Origin of the sequence: Pseudomonas sp. DY-1, from assembly GCF_003626975.1 — a bacterium.
GTDB lineage: Bacteria > Pseudomonadota > Gammaproteobacteria > Pseudomonadales > Pseudomonadaceae > Metapseudomonas.
Genome location: NZ_CP032616.1, coordinates 963,633 through 975,967, shown reverse-complemented (window position 1 = coordinate 975,967; position 12,335 = coordinate 963,633). Strand labels below are relative to the sequence as shown.

Annotated in this window: 13 protein-coding genes; 8 read left to right on the top strand and 5 right to left on the bottom strand. The window is 63.8% G+C overall.

The annotated features are described in order from the left end of the window. Positions 1–130: 130 nt before the first annotated feature. Positions 131–346, top strand: coding sequence for a DUF1127 domain-containing protein (locus D6Z43_RS04910; RefSeq protein ID WP_120650875.1), 216 nt, complete (start codon positions 131–133; stop codon positions 344–346). Positions 347–391: 45 nt separating this feature from the next. Then, positions 392–1,558: an MFS transporter gene (locus D6Z43_RS04905; RefSeq protein ID WP_120650874.1), complete on the top strand. Its 1,167-nt coding sequence runs from the start codon at positions 392–394 to the stop codon at positions 1,556–1,558. 3 nt (positions 1,559–1,561) lie between these two features. Here the strand turns inward: D6Z43_RS04905 and D6Z43_RS04900 are convergent, their stop codons facing one another. Beyond that, positions 1,562–2,083 carry a helix-turn-helix domain-containing protein gene (locus tag D6Z43_RS04900; RefSeq protein WP_120650873.1) on the bottom strand — a complete coding sequence of 174 codons (522 nt, stop codon included), beginning with the start codon at positions 2,081–2,083 and terminating at the stop codon, positions 1,562–1,564. A gap of 102 nt (positions 2,084–2,185) precedes the next feature. Here D6Z43_RS04900 and D6Z43_RS04895 point away from each other — a divergent pair, with 102 nt between their 5' ends. Continuing rightward, a complete protein-coding gene (locus tag D6Z43_RS04895; protein ID WP_120650872.1) occupies positions 2,186–2,809 on the top strand; it encodes an isochorismatase family cysteine hydrolase in 624 nt (207 codons plus the stop codon). Positions 2,810–2,894: 85 nt separating this feature from the next. Next, positions 2,895–4,460: an aldehyde dehydrogenase (NADP(+)) gene (locus D6Z43_RS04890; protein WP_120650871.1), complete on the top strand. Its 1,566-nt coding sequence runs from the start codon at positions 2,895–2,897 to the stop codon at positions 4,458–4,460. 23 nt (positions 4,461–4,483) lie between these two features. Here the strand turns inward: D6Z43_RS04890 and D6Z43_RS04885 are convergent, their stop codons facing one another. Beyond that, on the bottom strand, positions 4,484–5,023 hold the full coding sequence (locus D6Z43_RS04885) for a cysteine hydrolase family protein (RefSeq protein ID WP_120650870.1): 540 nt from the start codon (positions 5,021–5,023) through the stop codon (positions 4,484–4,486). A 188-nt stretch (positions 5,024–5,211) separates the two neighbouring features. On the opposite strand from D6Z43_RS04885, the gene D6Z43_RS04880 reads away from it, so the two are divergent. The 4 genes from D6Z43_RS04880 to D6Z43_RS04865 all read left to right on the top strand — a co-directional run bounded on the left by D6Z43_RS04880 (position 5,212) and on the right by D6Z43_RS04865 (position 8,333). Beyond that, a complete protein-coding gene (locus D6Z43_RS04880) occupies positions 5,212–6,009 on the top strand; it encodes an alpha/beta fold hydrolase (protein ID WP_120650869.1) in 798 nt (265 codons plus the stop codon). Positions 6,010–6,064: 55 nt separating this feature from the next. Then, entirely contained in the window at positions 6,065–6,466 is a 402-nt protein-coding gene (locus D6Z43_RS04875) for a hypothetical protein (RefSeq protein WP_120650868.1), read from the top strand. Between the two features lie 77 nt (positions 6,467–6,543). Next, positions 6,544–7,410, top strand: coding sequence for a GNAT family N-acetyltransferase (locus tag D6Z43_RS04870; RefSeq protein ID WP_120650867.1), 867 nt, complete (start codon positions 6,544–6,546; stop codon positions 7,408–7,410). A gap of 2 nt (positions 7,411–7,412) precedes the next feature. Then, on the top strand, positions 7,413–8,333 hold the full coding sequence (locus D6Z43_RS04865) for a polysaccharide deacetylase family protein (RefSeq protein WP_120650866.1): 921 nt from the start codon (positions 7,413–7,415) through the stop codon (positions 8,331–8,333). Positions 8,334–8,337: 4 nt separating this feature from the next. Here the strand turns inward: D6Z43_RS04865 and D6Z43_RS04860 are convergent, their stop codons facing one another. The 3 genes from D6Z43_RS04860 to D6Z43_RS04850 form a co-directional block, all read right to left on the bottom strand. Beyond that, on the bottom strand, positions 8,338–9,297 hold the full coding sequence (locus tag D6Z43_RS04860; protein WP_120650865.1) for an HlyD family secretion protein: 960 nt from the start codon (positions 9,295–9,297) through the stop codon (positions 8,338–8,340). Between the two features lie 3 nt (positions 9,298–9,300). Continuing rightward, positions 9,301–9,654 (bottom strand): DUF3302 domain-containing protein, encoded by a 354-nt coding sequence (locus D6Z43_RS04855; protein ID WP_120650864.1) that lies wholly within the window; start codon positions 9,652–9,654, stop codon positions 9,301–9,303. Positions 9,655–9,792: 138 nt separating this feature from the next. Beyond that, positions 9,793–12,321 (bottom strand): RND family transporter, encoded by a 2,529-nt coding sequence (locus D6Z43_RS04850; protein ID WP_120650863.1) that lies wholly within the window; start codon positions 12,319–12,321, stop codon positions 9,793–9,795. Between the last annotated feature and the right edge of the window lie 14 nt (positions 12,322–12,335).

Here is a 12,335-nt window from a genome sequence, read left to right as displayed (position 1 = left end):
CACCTGCACCCCATTTGGAAGATTTGAGAACTATTAGGAAGAGCTTAATTACGCTGCTGCGCGCATTTCGCAGAATTCAACCTCTGACAGGTCGAGGGCCTCCGGGTCCTCACACCCCAAGGAGGCTGCCATGAACGATACTCCCCACCCGTGGCCGGCGGAAGTGTGGCACCGGCGCTACAACCTGGCGCACCCTCGCCGCATGATCGCGACCTGGAGCGAGCGGAAACGCTTTCGGCTTGAGCTTGAGCGAATGGCGAAGGCCAATCCCCATCTGATCGAGGATATCGGCCTGACCCGGCGTCAGGCCGAGAGAGAAATCGCCAAACCCTTCTGGCAGGAATGAGGTGAAAGCTGCAATGACACCGGATCGTCCCATTACGAGGTCCGCATGACGGCTGAAAGTGCGGCATCAGCACCAAAGGGCCGGATTCCATGGGCCGCGTTGGCCGGCATCATCGCAACCGTCTCAGTGTTCGCAATGGCGCAAGGGCTGACCTATCCGCTGCTCAGCTTCATTCTCGAACGACAGGGCACGGCGCCCGTCCTGATCGGCTTGTCGGCGGCGATGACCCCATTGGGTTTCATCGTGTCCTCGCCCTTCATTCCGGCCCTGGTACAGCGCATGGGCGGAGGGCGGCTGGCGATCCTGTGTTCGATACTCGCCGCGTTCGCCTTGATCGCAATCGCCTGGACGCAGCACATCTGGGCCTGGATGCCGCTGCGTTTTCTGCTCGGTTTCTTCGCCAATCCGCTCTACGTGATCAGCGAAACCTGGCTGATGGCGATCACGCCCGCATCCCGCCGTGGCCGCATCCTGGGTCTTTATTCATCGATCGTTTCGGCCGGTTTCGCCCTCGGCCCGCTGTCCCTTGGGATTGTCGGCACCCAGGGTTGGCCGCCCTTCCTGATCGGCATCACGGCCTTTCTCATCTGCGGGATGATCGTGCTGGCGGTCGTGCCGCGCCTGCCAAAGATGCCCCAAGAAGGCGAGGCAAAATCGGTTGGCGGATTCATCGCATTGGCGCCGCTCCTGTTGTTCGCGGTGTTCGCTGCGGCCGCCTTCGAGCAGATCCTGCTTTCCCTGTTCGCAGTCTACGGCGCCGCGCTCGGTAGCTCCGAGGAGCGAATCGCGTCGCTCATCACCTGCTACATCGCGGGCAATGCCGGTCTGCAGGTCGTGCTCGGCCGCGTGGCTGAAAAGGCCGGTTCGAAACGAACCATGCTGGTCTGCGCCCTGGCTTCGCTCATCGGTTGCGTACTGCTGCCATGGGCCCTGAACACGTGGCTCATCTGGCCGTTCGTGTTCGTCTGGGGCGGATTCGCGTTCGGGATCTACACCATGTCGTTGATCCAGCTCGGCGAGCGCTTCAGCGGTCGAACCCTGATGGCGGGTAACGCGGCCTTCGCCTTGGTGTGGGGTGTGGGGGGCATGCTGGGTTCGCCCGCTACCGGACTGGTGATGCAACTGATGGGACATCCGGGGATGCCAGTGTCCCTTGGCTTGCTGTGTGGCGTACTGGCGGTGCTCCTTCTGGCGAAGCGGCAGCGGGTCTGATCGTCAGTCGTCCTTCGACGCCGCGCCCCGCGCAGCCCGGAAGGACTCGCGTCGGCCATTGCGCTCCTCGGCATAGACGGGGTTCTGCTCGCCTATCAGGTCTTCGCGCCGCAGGACCTCCCCACAGCCATCACACAACGGCCCAAGTCCGGCGGCCTGCCCGCAGGTCCGGTGCGTGAAGTGCACGGCAATGCCCTCCTCCGGCGCCTTGCACCACTGCTCGCCCCAGGCGCGCAGGGCGAGGATCACCGGATAGAAGGCCTCTCCCTTGGCGGTGAGCTGGTACTCGTAGCGCACCGGACGCTCGTTGTAGCGCGTGCGCAGTACCAGATCATCCGCTTCCATCTGTTTCAGGCGCGTGGCAACCATCTGTGGCGTACCGCCCGTCTGCGCCTGGATTTCGTCGAATCGGCAGTTTCCCATGAACAGTTCACGCAGGACCAACACCGTCCAACGGTCGCCCACAAGGTCTTCGGCGCGGGAAACCGGGCACAGGGTCTCAGCAGTTTTTTTGGGGCTTGACATGGCGTCTCCCGAGGCTGATTTTGTAAATATGATTTACATAGTAACAACGAACAAAGTCAATTCGGGAAGCAATGGACATCCCCTAACCGCGAGGAATCACTGATGTCGAACACCCCCTATCCCATCGCCAGAACGGCCTACCTGCTAGTCGACCCGTACAACGACTTTCTCTCTGAAGGCGGGCGCATCTACCCCCTGATCGAACCCATCGCCTCGGAAGTCGGGTTGCTGGACAACCTGCGTACGCTTGATCGTGCGATTCGCGAGCGCGGTATCCCCGTCTTCATCGTGCCGCACCGGCGCTGGGAACCGGGCGACTACGAGAGCTGGGACCACCCGACGCCCACCCAGTGCAAGATCATGCACGGCCACCACTTCGCCCGCGGCGAATGGGGTGGCGAGTGGCACCCTGACTTCGCACCCCGCGAAGGCGACACCATCATCGCCGAGCACTGGGGCTCCAGCGGGTTCGCCAACACCGACCTGGACTTCCGCCTCAAGCAGCGCGGCATCAGCCACGTGATCATCGTCGGCCTGTTGGCCAACACCTGCATCGAGGCAACCGCCCGCTTCGCGTCGGAACTCGGCTACCACGTCACGCTGGTGCGTGATGCGACCGCCGCCTTCCGACACGACATGATGCACGCCGCCCACGAGCTGAACGGCCCCACCTTCGCTCACTCCATCGTGACGACGAGCGAGCTCATCGCGAATCTCGCCAACTGACCGTCCAGCCTGGTCGCCGCCGTTCCAGGTGGCGGCCCCGTGCGTCGAAACGACGCCACTCCCCGCTTACTCAGGTGACAAAGAGATGGAATTGACCGGAAACCTCATCATCGGCGCCAGTGACGTCCCCGCCCGCCGGGGGACCATGAAGGCACTCAACCCCGCCTCCAACCAGCTCATCGAGCCGGACTTCGCCTTCGGCGGCGCGCTGGAGGTGGACAAGGCAGCGACCTTGGCCGACGAAGCATTCGACAGTTACAGCCACAGTTCCCTTGCCGTGCGGGCGGCCTTCCTCGAACGCATCGCCGACAACCTGGATCAGGTCCGCGAGGACCTCGCTGCCCGTGCCGCACTGGAAACCGGTTTGCCCGAAGCCCAGCTGCAAGGCGAGGCTAGCAGGGCCTCAACGCAGTTCCGCCAGTTCGCCGATGTGGTACGCAAAGGGCGCTTCCTTCAGCTGTCGATCGATCCAGCTCAGCCGGAGCGCCAACCCCGCCCGCGCATGGATCACCGGCTGCAGAAAATCGCGACAGGTCCGGTTGCCATTTTCGGCGCGAGCAACTTCCCCATTTCGTACTCGGTCGCCGGTGGCGATACCGCCTCGGCGCTGGCGGCCGGTGCAACGGTCGTCGTGAAGGCCCACAACGCCCACCCCGGAGCCTCCGAAATCATGGCTCGGGCCGTTCGCAAGGCGGTGCGTGAGAGCGGCCTGCACGAAGGTGTCTTCTCGATGCTGCGCGGCAGCGGCAACACCATTGGTGAGGCCCTGGTGGATCACCCCCTGATCAAGGCCGTGACTTTCACCGGATCGGAAGCAGGCGGCATGGCGCTTTATCGTCGCGCGCAGCAGCGCCCTGACCCCATCCCTGTCTTCACCGAGATGACCAGCGTCAACCCGACCTTCATCCTGCCGGGCGCTATGGCCGAACGCGGCGGCGCGATCGGCGATGGTTTCATCGAGCGCATGCTGGCCAATGTGGGCCAGGCTTGCCTGAAACCGGCGATTCTCATCGCCATCGACGGCGCGGGCTTCACCTCGCTGCGCCAGGCCATGCTGGATCGCCTCGGCACGGCCCCTGCGCGCACCCTGCTCACTCCGGCCATCCATGCTGCTTACGTCAGCGGCCTCGCCGAGCTGATAGCCGTCGGCGCCCAACGCCTTGCCGAAGGGACGGCAGCCAAAGCCGACCTGGATGGCCGCGCCACCCTCTTTGAGGTCGATGGCCAGGAGTTTCTCGCCGAGCCTCGGCTCGCGGGAGAGGTATTCGGGCCAGTGGCGCTGCTGGTGAAGGTTGGCGATTCCGACGAAATGCTTGCCGTGGCTCGTTCGCTTCGCGGTCAGCTCTCGGCCACCATGCACCTCGAAGACAGCGACACGATGCTGGCCCGCCGTTTGCTCCCCATCCTGGAAAGACGCACCGGGCGCATCGTGGTCAACGCTTTTGCGCATCCTCAGGAAGTGTCCTTCGCTTCCGTGCATGGCGGCCCGTTCCCGGCCACATCCGACAGTCGTTTCACGTCGGTGGGCATGACGGCGATCGAACGCTTCCTGAGGCCGGTGTGCTACCAGGGCTTCCCGGACGAACTGCTGCCCGAAGCTCTGCGCGAGGCCAATCCGTTGCATCTGCCGCGCATCGTCGACGGCCAGTAGGCAATAGCGCCCCGGCGAAGGTTTCAGCCCTCGATTTGCACGGTTTCTGCGGGAACCACAGTTGCCCGTACGCCAAAGCTCGACATGCTGCCGAGCACTGCGTTGTGGTGGGCGATGATCTGCGCGGCGCTGATGGCGGCGTTGTCCAGGGTGGAGTGGGCATCCGCCGGCAAAACCACCTCGTAGCCCAGCGAAAGGGCGCGCCGCACGGTGGTATCCACGCAATAGTCCGTCTGCAGGCCACAGATGATCAGGCGCTGGATACCACGTTGCTGAAGTACTTCCTGCAGTTCGGTCCGGTGGAAGGAGTCGGGAGTAGTCTTGCGGACGCGGATGTCGCTGGCTGCCACGACCAGGTCGTCCGCCAGTTGCCAGGTCTCGCTGCCGTAGAGGAAATAGGCTTCGAGCTCTTCATGCTGGATCACCACCACGGGCAGTCCCGCGGCTCGGACCTTGGCGCTCAGGCCGTTGATGGTGGGGATCACACGGTCGATTTCGAAAGCAGCGTACTGGCCGACGCTGATGGCGCGCTGGACGTCGATGATCAGGAGAGCGGTTTTCATGGGCAGCGGTCCCTGCAGAGGTGAAAGACGAAGCTTAAGACGGGGCGGCAATCGATACCAGCGGCTGGCCCGTCAACCCGCCTCACGCACTCGTCGTAGGGTGCGCCATGCGCACAGCGCACCCTAGCTCGTTACGACCACGGAATTTTCTGGCAGCCTGTAGCCTGTCCCTTGCGTTGGAGTCACCCGTGCCAAGCCCCAGCCACCACACACAGGACCTGCACATCGACAGCCTGCACGGCCGTCTGTTCGTTCGCATCTGGAGTCCCGCCCACCTCAGCCCGTCCTTCGACGAGCCGCCTATTGTCCTGTTCCATGATTCCCTCGGCTGCGTCGAGCTATGGCGCGAGTTCCCCACCAAGCTGGCCGCCATTACCGGCAAGACGGTAGTGGCTTACGACCGGCTGGGTTTCGGTCGTTCGGATGCGAATCCGCGCGAACTGTCGCTCGGTTTCGTTGGCGACGAAGCCGACCAGGCCTTCCCCACCCTGAAGGATCACCTCGGCATCGGCCAGTTCATTGCCTTCGGCCATAGTGTCGGCGGCGGCATGGCAACCCACTGCGCCGCGCGCCACCGCGAAGACTGCCTGGCGCTGATCACCGAATCGGCCCAGGCCTTCGTCGAGGACCGCACCCTGCAAGGCATCCGCGAAGCCAAGGCCGGTTTCCAGCAGGATGGGCAGATCGAGCGACTGGCGAAGTACCACGGCGCCAAAGCACGCTGGGTGCTCGACGCCTGGACCGAAACCTGGCTCTCGCCTGAATTCGCCGACTGGACACTGGAAGCCGAAGTCGAACGGCTGGACTGCCCCGTGCTGGCCATCCATGGCGACCAGGACGAGTTCGGCTCCGACCTGCATCCTCAGCAGATCGCGCACCTGACCGACGGCCCGTCGCGGGTGCTGCTCATCGAAAACTGCGGCCATGTTCCCCATCGCGAAAAACCGGAGACAGTGCTCCAGGCCGTTGCCGGACTGCTGCGTTGAACCGGCTCGGGGCGCTGTTGGCACCCCGGCAATCGGCTGACTATGATCGGAAGCCATGACGCCTACTCTCCCGACTCGCCAACCCTGCCCTCCTGGCGCCTGCAACTGCGGGCGTGAGGAGTTGCTGGATTTGCCCGGCGCCGATGTACGCATCCTGCTGCTGACCCGCCAGGAGGAGAAGCGCCTGCTGGAGCGGCTGGAGAACATCCGCAGCCTGGAAGACCTCGAGCATATGCAACGGCGCATTTACGAGCAGCTCGGCGTGCGACTGCATATCGCCCCCGGCTTCAACGAAGTACGCAGCATGCGTGGCATCGAGATCCTCATCGACGAGCTGCCCGGCCTCTGCCGCAAGACCCGCCAGTCGATTCCGGCGGCCATTCGCCGGGGCCTGGAGCTGCACCCGGAAATTGCCTACCGCCTGCTGGACTCCCACGACCTGCTGCGTGACGCCTGACGTCCGCCCGGCGGCCTGGCCGCCCTCCCCGCTTGGCGCTATACCGAAAGCGTCCCCGTCGGCGAGGAGTTCCCGTCATGCCCATCCCGTTGGTCATCCGCAACATGCTCCGCCCAGAGCTGGACGAGCTGGTCAGCTGGGCCGCGCGCGAAGGCTGGAACCCCGGCCTGCACGACGCCGAGCTGTTCTGGCTGAATGACCCCGAGGCCTACATAGCCGCGGACCTGGACGGCGAGCTGATCGGTGGTGGCGCCATCACCTCTTACGCGGGCGAATTCGGTTTCATGGGCTTTTTCATCATCCGCCCGGAGTTCCGTGGGCGCGGTCTCGGCGACATCCTTTGGCACGCACGCCGTGACCGACTGCTCGCCCGACTGCATCCCGGTGCGGTCATCGGCATGGACGGCGTGTTCGCCATGCAGAATTACTACGCCAAGGGCGGCTTCGTCTTTTCCCATCGAAACCTGCGTTTCCGGACAGAGGTCGCCGAACCACCGGAATGGGCGCCCGACGAAGAAATCCTGCCACTGGCCGACTTCAAGCTGGAGGAAGTTCTGGCTTACGACCGCCTCTGCTTTCCGGCACCTCGCCCCCGTTTCCTGCAGGACTGGATCGCCCAACCCGACGCCCTGGCCCTGGGCTGCCGGCGCAATGGCCGCCTGGCCGGTTTCGGGGTCGTCAGGCGTTGTCAGCAAGGCTGCAAGATCGGCCCGCTGTTTGCCAATGACACTAACGCAGCCGAAGCGCTCTACGCGCAACTGGCTGGATTCGCCATAGACGGTCCGCTGTTCCTGGATGCGCCGGAAAACAATCCAGACGCCATGGCCCTGGTGCAACGGCATGGCATGGAGGAAGTCTTCGGTTGCGCCCGGATGTACCTCGGCCCGCTTCCTTCGGTTGCCCAGGAACGGGTTTTCGGCGTCACCACCTTCGAGCTGGGCTGACGGTGGAGCGCGATCTGCTCGGCTACGGCGGCAAGCCGCCTCATCCGCATTGGCCGGGTAATGCGCGGGTGGCGGTACAGTTCGTCCTGAACGTCGAAGAAGGTGCCGAATCCTGCATGCTCAACGGCGATGTCCAGTCGGAGGCCTACCTGCACGAACTGCCGGGCCGCCCCGTGCGCGTCGGCGAGCGCGACCTCAGCGTCGAAGGCCTTTACGAGTACGGCTCCCGCGCGGGTGTTTGGCGCATCCTCGACCTGTTCAACGAGCGCGGGTTGCCGCTGACTGCCTTTGCCGTCGGTCGCGCCCTGGAACTGGTGCCACAGATCGGCCATGCCTTGCACAACGGCGGCCACGAGGTGGCCGGACACGGCTATCGCTGGCTGGACTATCGCGAGGTCGCTGAAGACGAGGAACGCCGTCACATCCAGCGCACCATCGAACTGATCGAGCGCATTTGCGGCCGACGCCCGCTGGGCTGGTACACCGGCCGCGTGAGCGCCAACACCCGCCGGCTGCTGCGCGAGGAAGGCGGCTTCCTTTACAGCTCCGACGCCTACAACGACGACCTGCCCTACTGGCTGCCCGGCTCGCCGCCGCACCTGGTGATCCCCTACACGCTGGTCAACAACGACGCCCGTTACCTGATGCCCCACGGCTTCGCTTCGGGGCAGGACTTCTTCCAATTGCTCAAGGACGCCTTCGACTGCCTGTGGCGGGAAGGTGCGCGGCAGCCAAAGCTGATGAGCATCGGCCTGCATGGCCGGATCAGCGGCCACCCGGCCCGTGCCATGGCCCTGGCGCGCTTTCTTGAGCATGTGCAGGGACATGACGGGGTCTGGGTATGTCGGCGGGAAGACATCGCCAGGCACTGGATCGCCGAGCATGGCTATCAGGCGGGAAGCCCCGGGGGCAGCCCGCCATAGCGCATCAGTGGAACGGGAAGATGTAGTTCATCCAGGCCGCCATGCGCAGGAGGATCTTGCGCATGATCGCCACATGGTGGAAGTGCTTGCTGTAGAGCGCAGCCTGGCCATAGGCGCCACCGGGCATCTGCGCAGCGTACTCGGCGTAGGCCGGATCGGTGATCTCGATGAATACCGGCACCCTGCCCGGAGGTGGCGAACCGGTGTAGCTGATCAGGGTCCCGGATGGTTGCACCTGACCTTCGCCGATCACCCCGATCACCTGCTTCACCGTGCCCGAGAACACCTTTCCGGGGATGCCGTCGAAGGCGACTTCCGCCTCGTCACCCACACTCAGGCGCAACTGGCTGTTCTGGCGCATCCAGGCGATGAAGTAGAAGCCTTCGTCCGGGATGAAGACCATTGACGGACGCAGCGGTAACTTCACCGCACGCACACCCGCCCGCAATGACACGTGGGTGACGAAGCCCTTGCTCGGCGCCCGGACCACGGTGCTTTCAAGGTTGAATTTGGCGATATTGAGTTGGGCCTGCAGGTCATCCACGCGTGCCGTGGTGAGATCCACGTCGCGGCGGTTGCCGACATTGCGCGCGGCCAGCTCACGGGCGCGGGACTGGTCGGCACGGGCCGACACCAGCTGCGCCTGGATGGATTTGACCTTGTTCTCGAATGGCGTCGGGTCGATGCGAAACAGCACATCACCCTTCTCCAGTGGCTGGTTGGCCCTCACCGGCACTTCGGTTACCAGGCCGGACACCTCGGGCACGATGGGCACCGAAACGAAGTAGGTCCGCGCCACCTCCGAATAGGGGTGGTTGTAGTTCATCAGGAAGATCAGCGCGCCTATCAGCACGATGCCACCCAGCACGGCGGTGGGCACGCTCCACTTGTTCAGAGGAATCTTGAATATCTTGAAGATGGCAACGCAGAACGCCGTGTAGGTGAGAATCAGCAACAGATCCATGGCTCAGCCCTCCTTCCGCTCGGCTTGCGGGGCCGGGGCGCGTCCTTCGAGATGCTCGATGCGCTGACGCAAATCCGCCAGTTCCTTCGCCAGGTCGACATCCTGGGAGGAGCCCGACTTGCCGTGGTCGAAGCCCCAGCCACGGTCCTCGCGGTACAACATGGCCCAGATCCACAGGAACGGCCACAGCGCGTGGAGGGTGAACAGACTCACCCAGCCGGCGGCGTGGATGGCGTCCTGGTGCGGATGGTTACGGTGTACGGCAATTTCATAGGGAATGTCGTGGAGAACGATGATGCCGTAGAACAGCACGATCCCCACGAAGAAGAGAATGCCCAGCGCGAAGTAATCAAGCATGTTGTTGTGTCCTGAATGACGCCCCTTACAACATGGAAACAGGGCGTCGGTAAATCCGAAACGGCATCGCCGCCGGCCGCAAAGCGGCGGGCGGCGATCCCCCGTTTCCAGATTAGTCCAACTTCCTTCGCTTGATGGTCAGGGCTGCACGGACTCCATCTGGCCGCTCTGCACCGTCTCGCTGACGGGGCGCGCGACCGGCTCGTCGACCGGGCTCACCGGCCGTGCCGCTTCGCCGTGCTCGCGCAGCAGGAAGTAGGACAACGCCGGGATCAGGATCAGGGCGCCGATCATGTTCCAGAGGAACATGAAGGTCAGCAGGATGCCCATATCGGCCTGGAACTTGATGGGCGACCAGGCCCAGCACACCACACCAGCGGCCAGGGTGATTCCCACCAGCGCCACCACTCGTCCGGTAAAGGACACTGCCTTCTTGTACGAGGCCGACAGCGACAGGCCCTGGCGTTGGAATTGCAGCTGCACGCTGAGTAGATACAGCGCGTAGTCGACGCCGATGCCAACCCCCAGGGCGATGACCGGCAGCGTGGCAACCTTCACGCCTATGCCCATCCACACCATCAGTGCCTCGCAGAGCACCGAGGTGAGTACCAGCGGCAGCAGCGCCACCAGGGTCGCGCGCCAGCTGCGGAAGGTGATCAGGCAGAACAGCGTCACAGCCAGGTAGACATAGAACAGCATGGTGCGGTTGGCTTCGCGCACGACGATGTTGGTCGCCGCTTCGATGCCCGCACTGCCCGCCGCCAGCAGGAACTGGCGATCCTCGGTGCTGTTCTCGGTGGCAAAGCGTTCGGCGATCGCCACCACTTCATCCAGGGTCTGAGCCTTGTGGTCCTTGAGGAAGGCGATTACCGGCATCAGCGAGCAGTCGGTATTGAACAGCTCAGGCGTGTTCACCGAAGCCTGCTGGGCGGCGTAGTTCAGCACATCCTGATTGCGTTGCAGGCTGAGGAACTTCGGGTTGCCCTCATAGGTGCCGGCGGTGATCTGCCGTACCGCGTTGGCCAGCGAAGAGGTCGCCTGCACGTTCGGATGTTGCTGCAGGGCCCAGGCCATGCGGTCCGCCTGGATCAGGGTCTGGTAGTTCAGGCAACCTTCCGGCGCCGTCTTCACCATCACCGCGAACAGGTCGCTGGACAGCGCGTAATGGCTGGTGATGTAGGCGTTGTCGCGGTTGTATCGCGACTCCGGGCGCAATTCCGGTGCGCCGGCGTCCAGGTCGCCGATCTGCAGGTGCTGGCTGACCATGAAGCCGCCTACGCCCAGGGCGAAGGCGAGACAAATGGTGGTCAGGGCCCAGCGCTTCTCGGTGAAACGGTCCAGGAAGTCCCAGATATGGCCGAAGCCTTTGTGCGCTGCGGCATTGGTGTCGATACGCAGTGCACGTTCGGCGGCCTTCTTGCCCACACCAACGTAGGACAGCGCCACCGGCATCATCAGCAAGGTGGTGAGGATCAGCACCGCAACGCCGATGCTCGCGGTGATCGCCAGGTCCTGGATCACCGGGATATCGATCAGCATCAGCACGGCAAAGCCGACGGCGTCGGCCAGCAGCGCGGTGACCCCGGCAAGGAACAGCCGGCGGAAGGTGTAGCGCGCCGCCACCAGGCGGTGAGTACCGAGGGCGATGTCCTGCATGATCCCGTTCATCTTCTGCGCCGCGTGGGACACGCCGATGGCGAAGATCAGGAACGGCACCAGAATCGAGTACGGGTCCAGCGCGTAACCCAGCCAGGCCACGATCCCAAGCTGCCAGACCACGGCCAGCAGTGAGCAGACGATCACCAGCAGGCTGCTGCGCAGGCAGCGGGTGTAAGCCAGGATGATGAAGAAGGTGGTAACCACGGCCAGGCCGAAGAAGGCCATGACTCGCATCAGGCCATCGATCAGGTCGCCCACCAGCTTGGCGAAGCCGATCACGCGGACCTTGATCGGGCCCTGCCCTTCTTCACCCGAAGCTTGCGCCTTGCGGTCGCCTCCGTATTCGAAGTGCAGCCGCAGCTTTTCTTCCAGGTTGCGCGAGAACTGGTGATAGTCCACACCCTGGCTGCCAGCGGTAGCCTGGTCCAGCAACGGCACCACCAGCATGGTGGACTTGAAATCATTGGCCACCAGGCTGCCGACGATGCCGGCGCGGGCGATGTTCTGCCGCAGTTGCTCGATGCTCGCAGGCGAGCCGTCATAGCCATCAGGCATGACCGGACCACCCTGGAAGCCTTCCTCGGTCACTTCGGTCCAGCGTACGCCGGGTGCCCAAAGGGATTTCATCCAGGCGCGATCGACACCGGCAGTGAGGAACAGCTCGTCATGCACCTTTTTCAGCGCGTCGAGGTAAGCCGGGTCATAGATGTCGCCCTCGGTGTTCTCCACCACGATACGCACACTGTTGCCCAGCCCGCGCAGGGCCTTGCGGTTTTCCAGGAAGTTCTGGATGTAGGGATGGCCCTGGGGAATCATCTTCTCGAAGCTGGGCTTGAGTTCCAGCCGCGTGAAAGCCATGTAGCCCAGCAGCACTGTCACCAGCAGAATGCCGATCACGAACGGCAAACGGTGGTTGAACACCATGCGCTCCAGCAGATTGCCGCCGCGCGCATCGAAGTCTTTCAGATCCCGGATAACCGGCATCGCCTCTTGTTTCATGCCACCCATGTGGGTATGCCTCG

Coding starts and splice junctions, on each gene's coding strand:
- D6Z43_RS04910 (WP_120650875.1), top strand. CDS start 131: ATGAACGATACTCCCCACCCGTGGCCGGCGGAAGTGTGGCACCGGCGC.
- D6Z43_RS04905 (WP_120650874.1), top strand. CDS start 392: ATGACGGCTGAAAGTGCGGCATCAGCACCAAAGGGCCGGATTCCATGG.
- D6Z43_RS04900 (WP_120650873.1), bottom strand. CDS start 2,083: ATGTCAAGCCCCAAAAAAACTGCTGAGACCCTGTGCCCGGTTTCCCGC.
- D6Z43_RS04895 (WP_120650872.1), top strand. CDS start 2,186: ATGTCGAACACCCCCTATCCCATCGCCAGAACGGCCTACCTGCTAGTC.
- D6Z43_RS04890 (WP_120650871.1), top strand. CDS start 2,895: ATGGAATTGACCGGAAACCTCATCATCGGCGCCAGTGACGTCCCCGCC.
- D6Z43_RS04885 (WP_120650870.1), bottom strand. CDS start 5,023: ATGAAAACCGCTCTCCTGATCATCGACGTCCAGCGCGCCATCAGCGTC.
- D6Z43_RS04875 (WP_120650868.1), top strand. CDS start 6,065: ATGACGCCTACTCTCCCGACTCGCCAACCCTGCCCTCCTGGCGCCTGC.
- D6Z43_RS04870 (WP_120650867.1), top strand. CDS start 6,544: ATGCCCATCCCGTTGGTCATCCGCAACATGCTCCGCCCAGAGCTGGAC.
- D6Z43_RS04860 (WP_120650865.1), bottom strand. CDS start 9,297: ATGGATCTGTTGCTGATTCTCACCTACACGGCGTTCTGCGTTGCCATC.
- D6Z43_RS04855 (WP_120650864.1), bottom strand. CDS start 9,654: ATGCTTGATTACTTCGCGCTGGGCATTCTCTTCTTCGTGGGGATCGTG.
- D6Z43_RS04850 (WP_120650863.1), bottom strand. CDS start 12,321: ATGGGTGGCATGAAACAAGAGGCGATGCCGGTTATCCGGGATCTGAAA.